Raw genomic sequence first — 20387 nt, forward strand, 5'->3', positions numbered from 1 at the left:
GCTCATTCAATCTCGGGTTTGACGTTCGGGGCTCCGGGTCGCCTCTCGGCGCCCTCCGCCCCGAGCCCCGGGTTCGGGTTCTCGATCTTGGCGAGGTACTCCGTCCGCGGCCGGGTGCCGAGGTCGTGGAGCACGGCGTACGCGCGCGGCTCCCTGCGCCACGCGACCATCTTGGTATCCGCGTGATCCAGCGATCCGAACTGGATCGCGCCGGTCGGACAGGCCTGCTGGCAGGCGGTGACCACCTCGCCCGGCCGGAGCGGCCGCCGCTCGATCTGCGCGCGGATGTCCGCCTCGCGGATCCGCTGCACGCAATACGTGCATTTCTCCATGACGCCGCGGGCGCGGACGGTGACGTCCGGGTTGCGCTGGAGCCTGCGGAGGCCGGCGTTGTACGGGACGTGCGCATTGTAGTCGAAGAAATTGAACCGCCGGATCTTGTACGGGCAGTTGTTGGAGCAAAAGCGCGTCCCGATGCATCGGTTGTAGATCATCTCGTTGAGGCCGTCGGGGCTGTGGACCGTCGCGTTCACCGGACAGACGTACTCGCACGGCGCCTTCTCGCAGTGCTGGCAGAGCATCGGCTGGTTGACGACGCTCACCTCGTCGCCTCCCCCCTCGAAGTACTGATCGATCCGCAACCACTGCATCTCGCGGCCATGCATCACCTCCTCCTTGCCGACGACGAGGACGTTGTTCTCGGCCTGGCAGGCCACGACGCACGAGGAGCACCCGGTGCAGATCGACATATCGATGGACATCGCCCATTGCGCGCCGGTGTACTGGACCTCCGGCAGGATCGAGCGGACCGGCCCCTTGTGCTCCTCCGCGAAACCGGGCTGTTCACGGTACTGCGGCAGCGTCCTCCTGAGCGCGATGGGGCGGTCGTGCTGCGAGAGCTCGAGCTGAGCCAGCGCGAGCGCCGCCGTGGCGCCGGTCTTCCTCACGGAGAGGCCCCCCGCGAACCACCGCGCGTCCGACGGGCGGATCCGATACGCCGACACGCCCACCCCGCGCGCGACCTCCTCGCCGGCGTCGCGCCCGTAGCCGAGGTCGACGCTGATCACGTCGTCGGCGTGCCCGCGGACGACGACGGCCGGGATCTCGATCGTGCGGCCGCGCAGCGCGAGCTCGACGACATCGCCGCGCTCGACGCCGAGCCGCGCCGCGGTCGCCGCGCTCATCATGGCGGCGTTGCCCCAGGTGAGCCTGGTGATCGGCCGCGGGAGCTCTTGCAGCCAGGGGTTGTTGGCGAACCTGCCGTCGTGGAGCGACGGCGACCTGAGGAACGCCACGTCGAGCGCGCCGCCGGCCGGCCGCGGCGCGGCGGCGAGCCGCGCGAGCTCCTGGGCGAGGTCGGCCGGCGCGAGATCCGGTGTCTGCCTCGGCCGGGCGCTGTCAGGGAGGAAGCCGCGCTTCAATGCCTCGCCCCAGAAGCCCTCGAAATCCGCCTCTCCGCGCTCGCCGCGCCAGTGCTCGCGCAGCAGCAGCCGGGGATCCGGGCGCTCGTCCCCCGCGAAGGCGGCGAGGAGCTCGGGCACCGCCCGGCCGTCGAACAGCGGCCGGACGAGGGGTTGCACGAACGAGACCGTCCCGTCGTACGCCCGCGCGTCCCCCCACGACTCGAGGTAATGCCGGGTCGGCACGAACCACGTGCAAGCGCGGGCGGTCTCGTCGTCGTAGAGCCCGGCCTTCAAGCTCGTGGGCACGCGCGCGAGGAGGCCCGCGAAATCGACGTCGGCCGGCGCGGCGTACACGGGGTTCACGTCGAGGAGGATCAAGGTGTCGACCGCGCCGCGCCCGAGCTCGCCGACGAGCTCGGAGAAGCTCTGTGTGGAGGGGCCCGCGTCGATCAGCACAGGATCGACCATCCAGGCCGCCCGGCTGCGGAGCGCGGCGTTGATGACGTGCCCGAGGGCGTGGACGATGGGTGGCTGGCCGTCGCCGACGACGGCGACGCCGGCGCCCCCCGCGCGCGCGAGATCGCGCGCGAGCGCCCGGACGAAGGCGCCGTGCCCCTCGCCGTCCGGGGGGCGGAGCGCGCGCAGCGCGGCGGCGTCGGCGTCCGTGATCCCGCGCGGGCGCAGGCCGAGGCCGTGCACGAGCTCCGCCGCGACGCCGGCCGCGACGCGCGCGACCTCGGCGGGCCGCACGCGGAGCCGGTGGTCGGCGAGCGTCCCCGTGGGCGTGAACATCGCCTCCGCGACGTAGAGGCGGCTCATGGCCGCCGCCGGGCTCGCGGGGCGGCGCCGCGAGGCGAAGTCGCGCGCATAGCGCACGCTGAACGGCATGTCCGCGAGGAAGTCCGCGTCCAGCGCGAGGATCACCTCCGCCTGGTCGAAGTCGAGCTGAGGCAACAGCCCAAGGCCGAGCGCCGCCCGCGCGCCTTCGAGCGCGTGCTCGGCGTGGACGGGCGACCAGAAGGTGAACCGCGCGCCGGGGAACCTGCGCCGGACGCGCTCGATCAGCGCGGCGATGAGGGGCGAGCTCGTGGGCTGGAGGACGAAGCGGAGGCCAGCGCCGCCGTCCTCGCGGTCGCCGCCGAAGCGCGCGGAGAGCGCCTCCCACGACGCGACCTGGCCGCCGCGCGTCGGCGCGCGCGCGCGGTACGGGTCATACAGCGAGAGGATCGAGGCCTGCTCGTGGACGCCGGTCGCGCCGAGGCTCGCCGGGTGCGCGGGGTTGCCCTCGATCTTGATGGGCCGCCCCGCGTAGCTCTTGGCGAGGAGGCCCATGGCATACCCGTCGAGCACCATGCTCGTCGCGTAGGACTGGGAGAGACCCGGCACGACGCCGGGCGGGGTCTCGTTGTACGGCAGGATCTTCTCGGGCTCATGCGGGGTGCAGCCCGCGACGCCGGCGAGCGCCATGCTCGCGCCGAGCAGCTTGAGCAGCGCGCGGCGGCTGACGCCCGCCGGCTCGTCCACGCCCCGGGGCGGTTCGCCCGCGGCGAGCGCGCGGAGCTCCGGGCTCTCGATGAGCGGCGCCAGCAGCCTGTAGGACGCGCGCTCTCCCGCCGTCCCGAGCGCCTCTAGCCACCGTTCCTTCATCTCATCTGCGTCTTTCAAGGAGTTCCCCTGTTCATCGTTCATCGATGGCACGCTGTGCAGTGCGTGAGCCGCCGGACCCCGTACTCCTTCGCGAGCTTCGCCCCGAGCTCATCCCTCCGCTCCCCCGGGTCCCAGCGCATGTCGGTGATCGCGGAGAGCGGGCGCAGGTGCGGCTCCGGCAGGCGATGGCACTCCAGGCACCAGCCCATCGTCATCGGCGCCACCTTGTAGACGGCCGCCATCTCGTCCACGCGCCCGTGGCAGCTCACGCAGCCCACGCCCTTGTTCACGTGGATCGCGTGGTTGAAATAGACGAAGTCGGGCACGGAGTTCACCCGGTTCCACGGGATCGGCATGCCGGAGAACCAGCTCCGCCGCACGGGCTCGAGCATGACGCTCTGATTCCAGATCTGGCTATGGCACCCCATGCACGTGGCCGTCGGCGGCATCCCCGCCGTCGGCGAGCGGGTCACCGTGGTGTGGCAGTAGACGCAATCGATGGCGTCGTCCTGCACGTGATGGCGGTGATCGAACTGCACCGGCTGATCGACGGGCTCGAACTGGTATCGCTTCCACGGCGTGCGGACGTAGATCATGAGCGCGAGGATGGCGCCGCCCGCCGAGGCGACGAGCCCGACGAGCGCCACGCGGTAAACGGAGTTGCTCCAGGGTGGAAACAGCGCAGCCATCGTTCGCGGACGCGGGCAGGAGCGGAGTGCCCTTGCTCACGGGAGATGTCGATGCCCGGCGGCGGGCCGGAGTTGCGCCGGCCTCGCCGCGCGGGCCGCCGGGGATGTCCGCCGACGCGGCGCGTGCGGGGTCCACGGTACGCGCCCTGTCCGCGGGAGCTCACCGCGGCGCGGGCCGGGGGGCCGGGGCGTGCCGGAGCGGGGGCGCGCCGGCCTCCGATGGCCGGGGCTGCCCGCGCCGTCCTGTCACGAGCGCGCTCGCGCCTTCCCCAGCGCCGCCCACCCTTCCGGGAGCGAGAGCGCGAACACGGCCATGTTGGCCGCCATGGCGACCAGGCAGTACGCGCACCAGGCCCGCTCCCGCCGTCGCATCTGGACGAGGAGCCATCCGGACACGGCCGCCTCGACGGCCGCCTTGGCCGCCACGGCGACGGGGATCCAGGGGGTGTTCCTGGCGCGCTCGGCGCCCCCCCAGCCGGCCAGCGCGAGGTTGGACGCGAAGCTGGTGAGCGCGAGCGGCGCGTCCGGCATCGTGAGCCCGAACGCGATATCGGAGCTCGTCACCTTGGCCGAATCGAACCCTGGAAGCGGAGGATCGGGCAGGCGCTCGATGATCCCGAGCTGGAACAGCGAGACGACCGCCATGCTGGCGCCGCCGGCGAGGGACACGCCGGCGATGAGCCGGCGCCGGGCGAGATCGCGCGAGCGACCGCGCTGGAGCGCGGCGCGAAGCGCGCCGGCGCCGGGGAGGCCGCGACGCCAGCCGTCATCTCGCCCGCCGAGCATCGCCCCATGCGCCCTGCCCTTCCTCATGACGTCGCCCCCTCAACGCCCGCGCTCGCCGGGCCTTCGTGCGCCCGGCCCGCCCGGGCTCCGGCGCTGCCGGACCTCGCGATACGGCGTGACGACTTGCAACCAGCGTACCTCGCGTCGAAGGACGACGTCTGCACGGTTTGCCCGCCAGGCGCGCCCTGCTGCGAGGGCTACCCGAGCCCGGGCGCCGCGGAGGATGGCGGAGGCCGCGAGCGGTCTCTCCACGGCGCGTCACGCCCTCGCGCGCTGGTGGAGCGACCTGGCCTCGACGTAGATGTGCTTCACGTCGGGTCGCTCGCTCCGTATCCGGGTCTCGATGCGCTCGATCGCCTCCGCGACCCCGGACGCCGTGAGCGCGGCGTCGAACTCGATGCGCAAGACGACCAGGACTTCGTGCGGACCGAAGTGCATCGTCAGGGGCCGCCCCACCGCCGACACGCCAGGATCTGCGCTGGCGAGCGCGCGGATCGCGGCGAGGAGCTCCCTGTCCGCGCTCTCCCCCACGAGGAGCCCACGGCTCTGCTGTGCGAGGAAGACCGCGACCGCCGCGAGCACGAGGCCGATGCCGATCGACGCCGCGCCGTCGAGGTAGGGGTTTCCCAGGCGGTGCCCGAGCCAGACGCCGAGGAAGGCGATGGCGAGCCCGGCGAGCGCCGCGGAGTCCTCCAGGACGATCGTGAACGTCGTCGGGTCCTTGCTGGACCGCATCGCCGCGAGGTAGCCCTGTCCGTCTTTCTTCTTGAACTCGTGGATCGAGATGGCGAGCGACGTCCCCTCGAAGACGGCCGCTGCGCCGAGGACAACGTAGTTCCACGTCGGATCCTCGATCGGGCGCGGGTGCAAGAGGTGCAAGATCCCTTCGTAGATCGAGACGCCGCCGCCCGCGGCGAAGATCATGATGGCGACGATCAGCGTCCAGAAATAGAGCTCCTTGCCGTGGCCGAACGGATGCTCGGCGTCGGGCGGGCGGGCGCTCCGGTGCTTGCCGAGCAGGAGGAGGAGCCCGTCTGCGGTATCGACGAGGGAGTGCACGCCCTCGGAGAGCATCGCCGAGCTGCCGGTCACGGCGGCGGCGATGAACTTGACCGCCGCGATCGCCACGTTGGCTGCGATGGCGCCAAAGATCGCGATCCTCGATTCTTTCTCCATGCTCCGCCGATCCTTCCAGTGATGCGCAGGCCGCGCCAGGACGCTCGCCTGTCGCGCACGTGGAGCCGCGCCGGCACGGCCGTTGCTTCGATGCGGCCGTCGCTGGAGGAGTGCGCAAGGATGATGGGGAAGGCCATCGAGGCAGGGCTCTGGGGCCTGCTGGCGGGCTCAGCGCTGCTGATCGGCGCCGGGATCGGTCACCCGACAGGCGTCGGCCCGATGACGGCGGCAGACGATGGCGACGGAGGGCTGCTCTGCTTCTCGACGGTGATGAGCAGCTCGAAGTTGGCATGCGGCACGGTCGTCTCGGCCAGCTTGCCTCTTCGGCTGGCAGCGTTGTAGTCGAGCACTCCGACCCGTCGCCACGGGGACTCGGAGCTCGGGCGCTGCCAGACGACGAACCGCTCGCTGCCGGCCTCGATCCGCTCGGGCGGCGAGAGGTGAACGACGTCCACCGCCAGCCGCGTGGTCGCGGCGTCGGAGTCGACGTCGGCGGTGACGTGCGCATCGGCGCCGGGCGCGAGCCGCGTGCCCTGCACGGTCTTCTCGCTCGGGCCGCCGCAGCCGGCGAGCGCCATGCTCGCGAGGAGACCGAGCGTGAGCCCTATCCGGCGGCCGACTCGTCGGCCCATGTCAACGTGTTTCATCTCCCCACCTCGATCGCCTCTCTGCTCCACGGCGGACCCACTGTCCCTCTCGGGCTCGCGTCCGGGCTGGACGGTGCCACAGCCGCCCGGCCGTGTCGTCGCAGTTTGAGCAAGCGTCGTGCCGCGGTGGGATGTGAATCTGGGGGTGGCGGTGACGCGAGGACGACCATGACCGCGCAGCGCTCACGCCGCCCTGCCGAGGCGCCGGCGGACGTCGTGATGTCACGATCGGGATCAGACGCGGGGCGGCCTCGTCGCGCCGGCATCCCGTGTCCGGTCGCGTGCTTTCAAAGCCCGTCGGCGGTCAGCACGCCGGTCGGCAGGGAGCGCTCGGCGAGGATCCTCAGCCATGGATCCCCGAGCGCGTCGAGCGAAGAGGCCATCGCTCCTGGACAGCAGAGGGAGGCTGCCAAAGAGGAGCCAGGAGGGAGGACACATGGACAAGCCGATCGGGCGGACGCGCTGGGCAATCGCAGAGGGCTACATCCCAGGCCGGAGCAACGGACCTGAACCGCAGATGACGAGCCATGAGACGGCCTGCCTGTTGAATGCGTCGGACCGGGACGCGCAGGTCGCCATCACCGTCTACTTCAGCGACCGCGACCCCGCCGGGCCTTACCGGGTGACCGTTCCAGCGAGGCGCACCCGGCACGTCCGGTTCAACGACCTGACCGAACCCGAGCCGATCCCGCGCGATACGGACTATGCCAGCGTGATCGAATCGGACGTTCCCATCGTCGTGCAGCATACCCGGCTCGACTCGCGTCAGGCGGAGAACGCGCTGCTCAGCACGATCGCCTACACGGACCGGGAGTGACGGTCTCTTCTATGCCAAGGAGCTGGCGCTCACGAGTGCGCACGGTGGTGACGGCGCTCGGCTGTGCCCGGCGCCTCTCCGGGAGCATCTCCCGTTTGCAGCGTCACCCCGAGGCTGGCCGGGCGCCGCGTTCCCGGCTGCGGGCATGGCGGCGCCTGCTGCAGCGCATTTCGAGCCCGTGGCGGCACCTCCAGCCCGGCGCCCCGTGTCAGTCGATCCTGCCCGGCCGAGCGCAGGACATTGCCGTCGCACAGGACAGCCGATCTCGGCACAAGCGGAGGCACGCTCGTCGCAAGGATGTCGGGGCATGTTGCGAGAAACGTGCATGCGGCTGTTCTGGTCGGGGACGGTTCTGCTCGTGGTCGTCGCCGGCTGTCGAACCGACGAGCCGAGCGGAGAATCTCTGATGTGACGTGTCGTGAGGGAGGGGAAGCCATGCAAAAGATTGCTGGGAAGCTGGTCGTGGGCCTGATCTCGGTGTCGGGAATGAGCCTGCTCGCGGCGGCGTGCGGCGGCGAAAAGCGGTCAGGCGGGGAGGCCCAAACCCCGGGTGGCGCGCAAGGCGAGGCGCCGGTGCCAGTCGGCAGCGCCGTCGATAGCATCGTGGCGGCGCGGTGCGACCGCGAGGCGCGGTGCAACAACATCGGACAAGACCGGGAGTATTCGAGCAAGGATGCGTGCTCGAACAAGATCCGATCCGAGTGGCGCGACGAGCTGACCTTCGGCGAGTGCCCAGGCGGCATCGACGCCAAGCAGCTGAACGAGTGTCTGGAGGGGATACGCAATGAGGGCTGCGGCAATCCGTTCGACACCCTCGGGCGGGTCGTCGCCTGTCGCTCCAGCGATCTCTGCCGCGACGCGCGCTAGGCGCTGCTCGGACCGGGCGCGGCTCCGGTCATGGTTGCGAAGAGGGCACAACCGGCACGCCGCCGCTCGGCTGCGCCCGAGAGAGGCTCACTCCTCACGGGCGAACGCGGTGTAGAGCGCGATGAGCGCCCGCTCGGCTGCGCGCAGCGCGGTCAGGATCTGCTGGTCGGACGCGGGTACGCGGTCCGCGGGGTGAAGGCGCGCCGCCTCCCCCCGAAACTCCCCTACGGCAGCGGACACGCCGCTCGATCCGCGGTACGGGCCGGCCGCGAGCGCCTCCATGCCCGACGCCGCGTCGCGGAGCGCGTGCTCCGTCGCCGCGCGGAAGCTCGCGTACCGGGCGGCGACATCGAACCAGACCGCATCGTTCTGGAGTCTGCCGGCGATCTGGGAGACGCCGGCCGTCGTGTGCGCGAAAGGTGCCTTGTCGAGCGCCTTGCCCAGCCGCACGATCGCGAGCCGCACGAGGCTCTCCAGCCGCGGCCGCTGCGCCGCCTCCGCCCACCGAACGGCCTCCGAGTACGCGGCGATCGCGTCGCGGAACGCGCGGAGCGCCTCGTCGGCCTCGTCATCCGGCGAGTCCGGCTCGAGCTGGGCCGCAGGGGGCGGCCGGATGTCCGCGGGCGGAGCGAGCACCGGCGAGGTGTACGAGCAGGCGCCGAGGCTCAGGCTTGCGCAGAGCGTCGCGGCGAGACGTCGAGATCCCACGTCAACGTGCCCTGCATGCGCTGCACCAGCGGCCCCGGCGTTCGCAGCGGGGGCGCGATCGCGCCGAGCGCCGAGAGCGTCCCGGGGCGCGCCTGCTTGCGTAGAATGCTCACATCGACCTCGATACCCGCCATGAGCAGCAGGACGAGCGCGCCTATCCAGGAGATGCCGGAGAGCACGACCCCAACCGCCGGATCCTGGAAGAGGACTCGATGGAACCCAGGAGCGAGCGCGCCGACGACGGACGGGCCCAGCACCACGCCGCCGAAGAGCTCGCCGAGCACCTCGGGCTGGCGCAGCCGCCGCGCGAGCTCGCCGAAGGCGCGCGCGGTCAGGAGGACGAGCGCGAGGGCGACGAGCGAGAGCAGGACCTGCCGCTCGGTGAGGCCGTGCATCAGGGTGGGTGGCTCCTCGGTGTGGGTGCAGGCCGGACATGGCAAGCGGCGTGCTGAGCGCGGGCGAGCGAGCTTTGCTCGTCCAGGGGCGGGCGCCCGAGCGGACGGCCAGGCGGAGCAACGCCCGGCGGCGATCGTGACGGGGCACCGATGATTTTTTCGGGCGCGGGCAGTCAGTGCTCTCGGCAGGGGCAGGCGCCCCCGCTCGGAGAGGCATCGACGGTCATGAGAAGGCGGGAGTTTATGGGAGCTTTGATCAGCGTGGCGGCGCCGGGGTGCGCGTTGGGCGGGGCCGAGGAGGAGGGGCAGCCAGGGCAGGACGCGGGGGCCGGCGCGCTGGGGCCCGCGCGCGAGGTGATGGCGGCGGAGGTGGCGGCGGGGCAGATGCCGGGAGCGGTCTGGCTGGTCGCGCGCGGCGACGACGTGCGCGTGGACGCGGTGGGCGTGACCGAGCTCGGCGGCAGCGCGCCCATGCGGCGGGACACGATCTTCCGGATCGCCTCGATGACGAAGGCGGTCACCGCGACGGCGGTGATGATGCTCGTCGAGGAAGGCAAGCTCGACCTCGACTCCCCCGTCGACCGATGGTTGCCGGAGCTCGCGAACCGGAAGGTGCTGGCGCGCATCGATGGTCCGATCGACGAGACGGTGCCCGCGGAGCGGCCGATCACGGTGCGCGACCTGATAACGTTCACGATGGGCTTTGGAATCCTGTTCGACGCATCGTTGCCGATCCAGCGGGCCATCGACGAGCTCGGGCTCGTCAACGCGCAGCCGGTGCCGATGACGCCGCACGGGCCAGACGAGTGGATCCGGCGGCTCGGGACGCTGCCGCTCATGCATCAGCCGGGGGCGCAGTGGATGTACAACACGGGGAGCCTGGTGCAGGGGGTGCTCGTGGGGCGCGTGGCCGACCAGGGCTTCGATGCGTTCGTGCGCGAGCGCATCCTCGCGCCGCTCGGGATGCGGGACACCGACTTTCACGTCCCGGCGGACAAGCTCGCTCGGTTCGCGGGCTGCGGTTACTTCACCGACGAGCAGACCGGGGAGAAGACGCGCATGGATCGCGACGGGGCCGAGAGCGCCTATGCCAGCCCGCCGGCGTTCCCTTCGGGCGCCGCCGGGCTCGTGTCGACGGTGGACGACTACCTCCTGTTCGCGCGCATGCTCATGAACGGCGGTGTGCACGAGGGCCGGCGGCTCTTGAGCGCCGCCTCGGTGCGCGAGATGACGGCCGATCACCTCACGCCGGCCCAGAAGGCGGCGTCCTCGTTTTTCCCGGGCTTCTTCGAGACGCACGGCTGGGGTTACGGGCTGGCCGTCATCACGGCGCCGGACGTCGTCTCGGAGGTGCCCGGGCGCTATGGCTGGGACGGCGGGTTCGGGACGTCCTGGATCAATGATCCGGGCCGCGGGCTGATCGGGATCGTGATGACACAATCCGCCGGCTTCCTGTTCTCGGGGGCTCTCGAGCGTTTCTGGCGCAGCGTCTACGTCGCCACCGAATGACGCTGGGCTTTCGGCCCCCTCTCGCCAGCAGGCCTCGTCTACGATGTATCCGATGCGGATTGACACCGCGATGAGGCGCGCCTGGACGCCGGCGCTTGCCGCCATCCAGCGGAGCTCGATACGATTGCGCGCACCATGCTCCACCTGCATACCCTCGGCCAGAGGCTCGCGCAGGCCGCGCAGACGCAGCCGGAGAGCGCAGAGCGCGTCGCGCGGGCTGCTCTCGATCTCGGCGTCGAGCTCCCCGGGGACCCGTGGGCGCGGTGGCTCCTCGTCGCCCTCCATCGCCACATCCCGCGCCAGCGCTGGGTCGGTCGGATCGTGGAGCAGCACCTGAATGGAGACCTCGCGAGGCTCGCGACGGACGGCGCGCTCGGAGCTCCGGTGGACCGACCCCAAGCGGGGCCGGTCCCTGGTCTGGAGGGCTGGAGCTACTTCTTCCATGGGATCGGCTGTTGCCTGACGCACGACGACGGCACCGCGATCGACGTCGACATCGACGAGAACGGCGCGGACGCGATCGACCCCTGGTTCTACCAGAGGTACCTCGATTCGCTCCCGGAGCCCGAGGGGATCGAGGCTCCGTTGAAGGGCGCCGGAGGTACGGCGGCCTGGTGGATGGCTGATCTTCGCACGCTCAAGGCGCTGAAGCTCATCACGGGCGAGCACCGCGTCGTGCTCACCGCTTCCGGCCAGACGCTCGCGGGCGCCCTCGCGCCGCTCCTCGAAGAGCTCGCACGGTCCGAGTCGCCGCTCCGGCGCGCGTGGCTGGCGGTCCTCCTCGGCGACTTCGTCCGGGCATCCGACGAGCTGGCGTCGCTGGCGGTGCCGGCGAGCATCCAGGCAGCCGCGCAGGCGCAGGTCTCCGAGCGCATATCACGGCTCTCCGGCCCCTATGAGCCCGGCGACGCGGCAGATCTGCGAGCCCTCGCCCGGCTGGGTCGACAGCACGCAGAGAAAGCGGTCCTCGCGCAGCTCCATCGCTCTCCCCTGGACGGCGTCACGAGTGTCGCGCTCGACATCATCGAGGACTGGAGCGATCCTCGCTTCGTCGAACCTCTGCTCGACGTCGCCGAACGCGCGACCGGCGAGGTCACCCCCGAGCCTCACGTGCGCGCCACGGCCTGCCGGCTGGCCCTCCGGAGCGCCGTCGATGTCGCCCTGTCCAGCAGCCTGCGCGGCCGTCTGGTAACGCTCCTCGCGACGACGGCCGGCCATGCGGCCGGCGAGAGCGCGTACATGCTGGCGCTGCTCGATCCCGGCCGAGGGCTGCAGCGCCTCGCCGAAGTCCTGAGCTCGGACATCCCCTTGGCCCGCCAGGAGGCCGCGGCAGGCCTCGCGCTCCTGGGGACCGAGGATGCCCTGGAGATCCTCGGGGAATCCTCATCCCGAGAGGCCCGGCTCCTCCTGCGCGCCGTGGAGGGCGAGGCGCCGGAGCCGCATGCGGAGCCGCGCGAGGCGTGGCGCGAGACGTGGATCGAGTGGCGGGGTGAGCGGCGGCGCGTCTACACCATGGAGGACATCCTCGAGGCGAGCCTGCCCTCGTGGATGGCGTCATGCCTGGAGAGGCTGCGCCGGCGGTACGCGTCCCTCGCGACGGGCCTGCTGCGTTCGAAGATTCGTCGCTCCCCGTGAGCCGTGGGCCCGGCCCTCCGGAGTCTTCACGCGCAGGACCCCTCCGTGCGCGCTCGCCTCAAGCTCATCCAATCACCGCCCGCGCCTCGCGGCGGCGCATTCGTCGGCGATGACGCCGAGCTCGTCCAGGCCTTCCTGCGCGGGGATCCCGAGGCACGCGACGCCCTCTATGAACGGCACGCGGATCACGTCCACCGTGTTCTCTACCGGATTCTGGGCTTCGATCGAGACCTCGCCGACCTCCACCACGACGTCTTCGTCCGCGCGCTTCGCTCGATCGCGAAGCTCGAGGATCCCAGGAGCCTCAAGGGCTGGCTCACGATGATCGCGGTCCACGTCGCGAGGTCGTCGATCACCCGACGTCGGCGCCAGAGGTGGCTCTGGTTCCTGCCCGGCGACGAGCTGCCCGAGGTCGCCTCCAGCGGGCCCTCCGGCGAGGTGCTCGACGCGGTGCGGGCCACCTACGCCGCGCTGGAGGCGCTCCCCGCCGAGGAGCGCATCGCCTTCGCGCTCCGCTTCATCGACGACATGGAGCTCACCGAGGTCGCCGCGGCTTGCGCGACCTCGCTGGCGACCGTCAAGCGGCGCCTCGCCCGCGCCGTCGCGCGCTTCGAGGCGGAGGCGCGCAGACACCCCGCGCTCGAGCCGTGGATCGAGGGAGGTACCCGATGGGCAAATCCGAGCGATCGCTGAGCGACCTGGGTCGGCGCGTCGCGGCGCTGCAAGATCAGGCGCCGGAGGCGCGGCTCGACCACGCGCGAGGGCGCGCGCGGCTCGGCGCGGCCGAGCTCCGCGCCCGGCCCCCGACGAGGCCGCTCGCGGTCCGGCTCAGCGCGATCTCCGCGGCGGCGCTGCTCGCGATCGCGATCGTGGCGGGCGTCGTGATGCGACCTCGGCCGCTCCAGTTCACGCTCGGCGCGGGCGAGCCCGGGGCCGTCGGCGCGTGGCTCGCGGCGCCGTCCACGGCCGAGCTCCCGATCCGTTTCTCCGATGGATCCTGGCTCCTGCTCGCGCCGGGAGGGCGCGCCCGCGTCGCCGCCGTCGACGCGGACGGCGCCGAGATCGCGCTCGAGCGGGGCGCGCTCGATCTCTCCATCGTCCACGGCGATCACACGCGCTGGAGAGTGCGCGTCGGTCCGTTTCAGGTCCATGTGATCGGCACGCGCTTCGAGATCCGCTGGGATCCCACGGCGGAGCAGCTCGTCGTCGCGCTGCGTGAAGGGGCGATCACCGTCTCGGGGCCGGTCGTCGGTGACGGGCGCGCGGTTCGCGCGGGCGAGCGGCTCACGATCTCGCCCGCGGAGGGCACGCTCCAGGTCGGCGCGCTCGACGAGGCCCCGGCGCCCGCGCCCGCGGCCGCGATCCCCAGCGCGCCTGCGCCGAGCGCGCCGCCGGTCGAGGTGACGCCGAGCGCGTCCGCGCCTGGCCCGCCGGCGCGCGTCGTGGAGGCCGCGCCGCCTTCGCCGCACGCCCGCGCGAGCGCCGAGGTCACGGCCGCGCCGGCGCGACCGGCGGCACCCGACTGGCGCGCCCTCGCGCTCGACGCGAGATACAAAGAGGCCCTCGCGGCGGCCGAGCTCGAAGGGTTCGACGCGATCTGCGCGGCCGCGAGCGCTCATGATCTGCGCGCCCTCGGCGACGTGGCCCGGCTCGGCGGCAACCCGGCGCGCGCGGGGCAGGCCTTCACGTCCCTCCGCGCGCGATTCCCCGGCTCGCCGGAGGCGGCGGCCGCGGCCTTCATGCTCGGGAGGATCGCGCAAGATCAAAGCAAGGACCACGCGGGCGCCGCGGGCTGGTTCACGCGGTCTCTGAGCGAGCGGCCGGGCGGCGAGAACGCCGCGGAGGCGGCGGGGCGCCTCATCGAAGCCGCGCACGAAATGGGGGACGAGGCCGGAGCGCGCCGCGCGGCGGAGCGTTACCTCGCGGCCCACCCGAGCGGCCCGCACGCGGCCTATGCGCGGAGGGTGCTCGCTCGTGGAGCGCGCGCGACGCCATGACGCGCCGCTCATCGGCGACGCGCCGCTCTTCCGCGCTCGCCCTCGCCTGTTCGGCGCTCGTCGCGCTCGCCTCCGCCACGCCGCCCGTGCGCGCGGACGACGAGGCGTCAGCGGAGGCGGCCTCCACCGTCGCGGTCCTCTGCGCCCCCGGCGATCGCGTCGGCCTCCGCGTTCAGGCGGAGCTCGAGGCGCTGGGCTTCCGGGCCGTGCTGATCGATCCCACGACCGAGGCGGCGTCGCGCGCGTCGCTGGAGGAAGCGGCGCGCGCGGCCGGCGCCGTCGCCGCGATCCGCGCGGTCCCCTCGGAGCGCGGCGTGGAGGTGTGGATCGCCGACCGCGTCACGGGCAAGACCGTCGTTCGAGCGATGGCCGGCGCCGAGGGCGCGCAGAGCGGCGACGCCGCGCTCGCGATGCGCACGGTCGATCTCCTGCGCGCGAGCCTCCTCGAGGTCGCCTTGCCGGAGCCGCCGCCGGGCGAGGTCCCTGCGACGGCCGAGATCCGCGCGAAGCTGGCCCTCCCCGCCCCCGGCGCGCTCGTGGAGAAGCCGCCGCCCGCGCTCCGCTTCTCGCTCGCTCCCGGCATGCTCTTCAGCCCCGGCGGCTTCAGCGCCGCGGCCAGCGTCGATGTCGGCGTCGCCTGGATGCCCAGCGCGCATGTCGGCGTCAGCGGGTTCGCGGCGATCCCGCTGGCGAGGCCGCGCGTCGAAGGCGCGCTGGGCGGCGCCGATCTCGCGGCGCTGCTCGCCGGGGTGGGCCTGCGCTTCGTCCCGACCCCCCGCGCGGCGCGGTGGGCGCCTTCGGTGGATCTCGGCGCGATGGCCGTGTCGCTCCAGAGCGACGGAGCGGCGAGCGCAGGCTTCGTCGCGCGCTCCGTCTCCGCGGCGACGGCGGCCCCCTTCGCGCGCGCCGGCCTCGCCTTCGCGCCCACACCCATGCTCCGCGTCCGCGCCGACGTCCTGGTCGGCGTGATCGTTCAAGGGGTCTCGATCCAGCTCGGCGCCAGCGAGGCCGCGACCTGGGGACGGCCGATCGTGCTCGCCTCAGCCGGCGTCGATTTCGGTTGGCTCTGATGAGCCGTGACCGGCACCGCCGAGGTCTTCACTCGAGTGAGCTCGCCTTGGAGGTGATCGAATGGAACATTGGATGACGGTCCTCGCGGCAGCGGTGATGATCGTGAACGGCGGGTGCGCCCCGATCGTGCTCTTCCCGGTGGAGGAAGAGTCGGTAAAGGAGGAGCCGATAGAGAAGCCGCCCTCGCGCAGCGCCATCGCCGTGCGGTACGGTGATCTGTTGTCAGATCCGCACAACGCGCAGGTGCTGGGGAACGAGATGCAGTTCCAGCGCCAGCCGCACCCCGACTCGCTCGCGCTCTTCATCAGTGATGCCGCGCAGGAGTGCGGCCTGCCGCTGATCAGGCGGACGCCGGACGGGCTGACCGACCCTCCGGCCCCTCACGCTTTCTGGCAGCTTGCGTTCTTCATCCCGCCAGAGCTCAACCGGCCCGGGCTCATCGATCTCAGGGACTTTCGCATCATGTCGTACGGAATCGTCTCGGACCCCTCACGCGGCGTCCACGCCTCCCTCGGCGCCGGGTCGAGCGCCCTCGGAGGGGTGTGGGAGAAGACGCTCGAGATCGTGAGCAGCGACGCGAGCTCCGTCTCAGTGAAGCTCTATTGGGGGATGCCGGCGTGGCAGACCGAGTTGAACGGCGTGCCGTACGCGCCCGCTGTGGATTTCGGCGGCGACTACACGGCCACCTTCTGCGGCGATCCGCCGCCGCAGCTCCCGCCCTCGCCCGGGCGCGCGATCCCTGGCGCCGCGCTGGCCGCGCCTCCGGACGGGCCGATCCCGGATCCCGACGCGCTCTACCTGTTCCTCGGGAGCGCGGCCGAGAGCTGCGCGGATCCCTGGTCATCCGTCGCGTGCACCGGCACCTCGCGCGTGACGTTGCGCCTCCCGCCGGACTACCAGAAGCCCGGGATCCTGGATCTCACGGATCCAGCCATCGCTGCGTCCTTCACCCGCTCGTGGAGCACGCCCTGCGCGCCGAATGACCTCGTCAGCGGCGTGTTCGACGGCGGCACCATCGAGATCCTGAGCATCGACGAGAGCGGGGTCTCGTGCAGGGTGTACGGGTCCCATACCGACCTCACCCATGGAGGCTTCGACGCCGACGGGCTCTACACCGCGTCGAGCTGCCCCTGAGGGCAATTTGCAGAGCTTTCGGATAACGAGCGTCGCGAGGCGCTCGCAGCCGCCGCGACGTTCTTGCGCGCGTCGCTAGAGCAAGGTCGTCAAGTCCGGCGGGCAAACGGCGTAGGGGATTCGCATCAGAAAGAAATTCACCGAGAACGAAAACGACGTCGACCGGACGTCGTGGAACCACCCCGCAGGCAAGAACAGCATCTCACCGGCGTTCAACGTGACGAACACAGGATCACACTTGGAGGTGACCTGATGCTGCGGCTCGAAGGGATCGACCGTGTTGCACGAGTCGAGCCCGGCATGAATGACCCTCGGTGAAAGCAGAGGGGCGTGGTGGGGCGAGACGAGCGCGATCCGCTTGGTGCCGACCAGCTGTGACAGGAAGTTGTCGAGCCAATCGCGATGCAGGGGCGTCTTGGTCCCGGCGGGGCCGATCCAGAACTTTGCATACTGGCACAGGCCCTCTGGAACGAACGGTGGATAATCGAGCCAGAGGTGCCAGTCCCAGGGAACCCCATTGCTCGCGGCATAAGGACGAGGGTCGGCCTGTGCGGAGTCAGCCGGGCCATCACCGTGGGACGCCAGGTACTCGGCGAGGCGCAGCTCCTTGGTCTGCATCGTCTCCTTGTAGATGTCCGCGGCATAGTTGCCGGTGCGCACCTCGACCGACGCCTCGCCGAGCTCGGAGCGGATCCGTTCGATCGTCCAGGGAGAGGCGTTCCGCTTGGGCATGGCGTCGACGATCACGGCAGGGCGGCTCGCCATCGCGTAGCGCTGGATGAAGTCCGCCGGCGAGAGCGCTGCGATGCTGATGCGGTCGACCTCCGCGCCGATCTGGCCCCGGGTGATCTCCTCGATCCGCGCCTTGCCCGCGGGCGAGATCGACATGAACCGATCGCGGAACGAGCTGAGCAGCGGCGGGCTGCCGGTCATCGAGACCGGGCCGCGGACGCAGCCCAGGCTCGCAATATCGGCGAGGTCCGCCGTGGACAGGAAGATGCTCGCATCGGGACGACCGTGCTTGCCGTCCTCGACACGAAGCGCCTCGCCGTGCTCGGTCCGGTCGACGACCACATAAGCGCTCAGCCGCTTGTCTCGCACGGTGAACTGGACGACGGTCTGTGGCTTTCCGTCGGCGACCGACGGCAGCAGCGTACGGACGATGTCGTGCAGGTTCGTGTGTAGCTCAGATTGCATGCGTGGCCTCGTGTCGAACCAGCGGGCCTCGGCTATCCGCGTTGCCAGGCGAAGCCATCGGTCGAAGGGATCAGGCCCTGGGGTCGCACCGAGCTCTCGCGTGCTCGGCGGTGGCCGAACATCGCTTGCGTCTGGATCTGGCGCACCTCGGCCGTGAAGCCTTCCATGAACTGCTCCGCGTTCGGACCGCCCTCGAGCGTCGCTGGCGCGCTCTGGCCGGGCAGGCCGTCGACCTGCATCGCAAGCTGGTTGCTCAGCATGCCCTCCAACCACTGGCCCATGCCCTGCCGGGAGCGAAAGAAGTCCTCGGCGTGGTTGAACACCGGCTCGTCGACGCTCGATGCTCCCGCGACCAACCGGATGAAGGCGTCGTTGGCCTTCTCGTCGGTGTTGAGCACCTTGCGCGCCTTCCAGAAGTACGAGTCCGCTTCCTGATGCATGTCGTAGAACGACAGCAAGAACTGGTAGAAGTTTCCGAACTCGCGCCGGTAGCGGAACTCGAACTCTTCGAACGCCTCTTCCTCGTCGATGTCACCCGCGAGGCAGCTGTTGATCGATCGCGCCGCCAGGAGCGCCGAGTAGGTCGCCAGGTGAACGCCTGACGAGAACACCGGATCGATGAAGCAGGCGGCATCTCCGATCAGAACCAGGCCGGGCTTCCAGAATTGCGTGTTGCAGTACGAGTAATCCTTGCGGACACGAAATTCGCCGTACACCCCCTCGGTCACGCGCGTGGCGGACGCGAGGTACTCTGCGATGATCGGGCAGGAGTCCACGAAGCCCTGGAACGCCTGCTCGGGCCCATCCTGGATCCGCTGCGCGGCCTCGCGGGACACGACCGCGCCGACGCTGGTGAGCCGGTCGGACAGCGGGATGTACCAGAACCAGCCGTCGCGAAACGCGGCGCACAGGATGTTGCCCGAGCTCGGCGCGGGCAAACGCTTGCCATCGAGGAAGTAGCCGTAGAGCGCCACGTTCTGGAAGAACTGGGAGAACACTCGCTCGCCGACCAGCGCGTAGGTCTGGCCGCGGTGCCCCTCCGAGTCGACGATGTACTTCGCGGTCGCGGTTCGCTCGCTGCCACGGTCGTCGCGGAACCGCACACGAGAGAACCGACCGTCTTCCTGTTCCACGCGCACCACGGGGTGCTCCTCGCGGACGTCGACGCCCTTCTCGCGCGCGGCGTCGAGCAGCATCTTGTCGAACACGCTGCGCTCGACCTGGAATGCATAGCCGCCGGGGACGCGGGGATTCTCGGCGAACCGGAAGGTCCACGGCTCGGGGCTCTTGCCCCAGCGAAACGTGCCGCCTTGCTTGCGCGTAAAACCGGCCCGCTCGATACGGTCCCTGATCCCGAGCAGGCCGCAGATACCGTACGTGGTGGCGGGCAAGAGGGACTCGCCGATCTGATGACGCGGGAACTTCTCCTTTTCGAGCAGGAGCACGCTGTGGCCCTGCATCGCGACGAACGAGGCGACAGACGACCCACCGGGCCCCCCGCCTAGAACGATCACGTCGAATTGCTCGTCTTGTTGCGCTGTCGCTTGTGTCATCGCCCAGTCCTCTCGTCGAACGCGGTGCTAGAACAGCCCCAGGCGCTCGCGCATCCGGTTCCACATCAGGAACGCCATGAAGCTGACGAACGAGGTCGCTCGCGCCGGACGCGCGCTGGCCTCGAAACTCGCTATTTCTCCGATCGTCAGCTCGTCCTTGCCCGCGGCGTCGAAGCAGTCGAAGAGCCGCCTGAAGTCGCGCCGTCCATGGGTCATCACGACCGCCTTCAGCAAGCCGCCGCGGACGAGCTCGGCGCGGCGGACCCGGGTCTCTCGGTTCATCATCCGGATCGAAACTGCCACCCGGTGCGTGTCCTTGTCCTCGGTGCGGTGGATCACGTCGCCTCGCAGCAGCAGAAGATCGCCGCGGCCGAGCTGCGGGGTCACGGCCAGCTCGTCGAGCGCATAAGGCAGGACGCCGTGAATACCGCCCGTGTTGTTGTCGTGGACGGTCGTCGCGCCATCCTTCACGACGAAGCGCGTCGCGCCGCGCCCGCGGAGCCGGGCGGCGAGCTCCGGGCTACGCGCCGCAAACGCATCGAGCGGAATCACGCAAAGGTTGGACCGTTCGCGCACCGGCTTCACGATGGGCACGTAAAAATTCAGATAGTCGTGGTGGTTCTGGTAGGCGAAGTACGACACCGCGTCCTGGTGCCACGCCGTCCCGATCTCACCTTCGGTCGTGAAGTAGGCGCTGCCGAACGCGCAGACCGACGCGATGTCGACCCGCACGCTGCTGGCGCCCGCGACGGCGCGCGCCATGGCCGCCAGCTTCTCGTCGATCGCGCTTCGTGCGCCGGCAGAGACTTGCCGGACTCCGTACGACGTGTCGACCCCAGAACTCGCCGCGTAGTCGGCCTCGAACCGAGCGATTTCTGCGTCGTTCAGAAACGAGCGCACCACCACATAGCCGGTGGAGTCCAGGTCCTCGAGGCGAGAATGGGTCGGGACGTCGTGGGCGAGCATTCTTCATGTCCATGTCCGCACGGCACGCGCCTCGTCACCGCACATGCCGAGGATCGGCCGATCGCGATGTGACGAGTCACGCGTCGGGCTGACATTGGAAACAGCCAGCATGCGGACTGCGTGAGACATCATAAAGCCAACACTCCGGATCGTCAAGCCTGTTGCCGCAGAGCGCGCGTGACTGAACGGC

At 70.9% G+C, this 20387-nt stretch carries 18 protein-coding genes; 8 read left to right on the forward strand and 10 right to left on the reverse strand.

Annotated features, from left to right (window positions below):
- Nucleotides 1-2: 2 nt before the first annotated feature.
- The 5 genes from WME98_RS49980 to WME98_RS50000 form a co-directional block, all read right to left on the reverse strand.
- Nucleotides 3-3068, reverse strand: coding sequence for a 4Fe-4S dicluster domain-containing protein (locus WME98_RS49980; RefSeq protein ID WP_437948584.1), 3066 nt, complete (start codon nt 3066-3068; stop codon nt 3-5).
- Between the two features lie 20 nt (nt 3069-3088).
- The gene (locus WME98_RS49985; RefSeq protein WP_437948585.1) at nt 3089-3739 is read right to left on the reverse strand and encodes a cytochrome c3 family protein; all 651 of its coding nucleotides are present in this window, start codon (nt 3737-3739) and stop codon (nt 3089-3091) included.
- 246 nt (nt 3740-3985) lie between these two features.
- On the reverse strand, nt 3986-4552 hold the full coding sequence (locus tag WME98_RS49990) for a vitamin K epoxide reductase family protein (protein WP_437948587.1): 567 nt from the start codon (nt 4550-4552) through the stop codon (nt 3986-3988).
- A 231-nt stretch (nt 4553-4783) separates the two neighbouring features.
- Complete coding sequence (locus WME98_RS49995; protein ID WP_437948589.1) at nt 4784-5701, reverse strand: cation diffusion facilitator family transporter; 918 nt, start codon at nt 5699-5701, stop codon at nt 4784-4786.
- 197 nt (nt 5702-5898) lie between these two features.
- Nucleotides 5899-6333: a hypothetical protein gene (locus WME98_RS50000; protein ID WP_437948590.1), complete on the reverse strand. Its 435-nt coding sequence runs from the start codon at nt 6331-6333 to the stop codon at nt 5899-5901.
- 451 nt (nt 6334-6784) lie between these two features.
- Between WME98_RS50000 and WME98_RS50005 the strand changes: the two genes are divergently transcribed.
- Together WME98_RS50005 and WME98_RS50010 are read left to right on the forward strand one after the other, a co-directional pair.
- Nucleotides 6785-7165, forward strand: coding sequence for a sensory rhodopsin transducer (locus WME98_RS50005; protein ID WP_129576586.1), 381 nt, complete (start codon nt 6785-6787; stop codon nt 7163-7165).
- 462 nt (nt 7166-7627) lie between these two features.
- Entirely contained in the window at nt 7628-8032 is a 405-nt protein-coding gene (locus WME98_RS50010) for a DUF6184 family natural product biosynthesis lipoprotein (RefSeq protein ID WP_437948592.1), read from the forward strand.
- A gap of 87 nt (nt 8033-8119) precedes the next feature.
- On the opposite strand, the gene WME98_RS50015 is transcribed toward WME98_RS50010, so the two are convergent.
- A complete protein-coding gene (locus WME98_RS50015; protein WP_437948593.1) occupies nt 8120-8740 on the reverse strand; it encodes a hypothetical protein in 621 nt (206 codons plus the stop codon).
- Nucleotides 8698-9135: a cation:proton antiporter domain-containing protein gene (locus tag WME98_RS50020; protein WP_437948594.1), complete on the reverse strand. Its 438-nt coding sequence runs from the start codon at nt 9133-9135 to the stop codon at nt 8698-8700. The genes WME98_RS50015 and WME98_RS50020 overlap by 43 nt, the downstream gene beginning before the upstream one ends.
- 243 nt (nt 9136-9378) lie before the next feature.
- On the opposite strand from WME98_RS50020, the gene WME98_RS50025 reads away from it, so the two are divergent.
- From WME98_RS50025 to WME98_RS50050, 6 genes are all read left to right on the forward strand, one after another.
- Nucleotides 9379-10644, forward strand: coding sequence for a serine hydrolase domain-containing protein (locus WME98_RS50025; RefSeq protein WP_437948595.1), 1266 nt, complete (start codon nt 9379-9381; stop codon nt 10642-10644).
- A 135-nt stretch (nt 10645-10779) separates the two neighbouring features.
- Nucleotides 10780-12279, forward strand: coding sequence for a DUF6896 domain-containing protein (locus tag WME98_RS50030; RefSeq protein WP_437948596.1), 1500 nt, complete (start codon nt 10780-10782; stop codon nt 12277-12279).
- A gap of 45 nt (nt 12280-12324) precedes the next feature.
- Nucleotides 12325-12972, forward strand: coding sequence for an RNA polymerase sigma factor (locus WME98_RS50035; RefSeq protein ID WP_129576591.1), 648 nt, complete (start codon nt 12325-12327; stop codon nt 12970-12972).
- Nucleotides 12948-14276: a FecR domain-containing protein gene (locus tag WME98_RS50040; protein ID WP_437948598.1), complete on the forward strand. Its 1329-nt coding sequence runs from the start codon at nt 12948-12950 to the stop codon at nt 14274-14276. Before WME98_RS50035 ends, WME98_RS50040 begins: the two co-directional genes overlap by 25 nt.
- Nucleotides 14273-15346, forward strand: coding sequence for a hypothetical protein (locus WME98_RS50045; RefSeq protein WP_437948599.1), 1074 nt, complete (start codon nt 14273-14275; stop codon nt 15344-15346). The genes WME98_RS50040 and WME98_RS50045 overlap by 4 nt, the downstream gene beginning before the upstream one ends.
- A gap of 61 nt (nt 15347-15407) precedes the next feature.
- Nucleotides 15408-16481: a hypothetical protein gene (locus WME98_RS50050; protein WP_437948600.1), complete on the forward strand. Its 1074-nt coding sequence runs from the start codon at nt 15408-15410 to the stop codon at nt 16479-16481.
- A 75-nt stretch (nt 16482-16556) separates the two neighbouring features.
- Here the strand turns inward: WME98_RS50050 and WME98_RS50055 are convergent, their stop codons facing one another.
- The 3 genes from WME98_RS50055 to WME98_RS50065 are packed head-to-tail and all read right to left on the reverse strand — an operon-like array spanning nt 16557 to nt 20197.
- The gene (locus tag WME98_RS50055) at nt 16557-17678 is read right to left on the reverse strand and encodes a cupin-like domain-containing protein (protein WP_437948602.1); all 1122 of its coding nucleotides are present in this window, start codon (nt 17676-17678) and stop codon (nt 16557-16559) included.
- A gap of 32 nt (nt 17679-17710) precedes the next feature.
- On the reverse strand, nt 17711-19231 hold the full coding sequence (locus WME98_RS50060) for a tryptophan 7-halogenase (RefSeq protein WP_437948603.1): 1521 nt from the start codon (nt 19229-19231) through the stop codon (nt 17711-17713).
- A gap of 27 nt (nt 19232-19258) precedes the next feature.
- Entirely contained in the window at nt 19259-20197 is a 939-nt protein-coding gene (locus WME98_RS50065; RefSeq protein ID WP_437948605.1) for a phytanoyl-CoA dioxygenase family protein, read from the reverse strand.
- Nucleotides 20198-20387: the final 190 nt, after the last annotated feature.

Origin of the sequence: Sorangium sp. So ce296, assembly GCF_051529605.1 — a bacterium.
Taxonomy (GTDB): domain Bacteria; phylum Myxococcota_A; class Polyangia; order Polyangiales; family Polyangiaceae; genus Sorangium; species Sorangium cellulosum_D.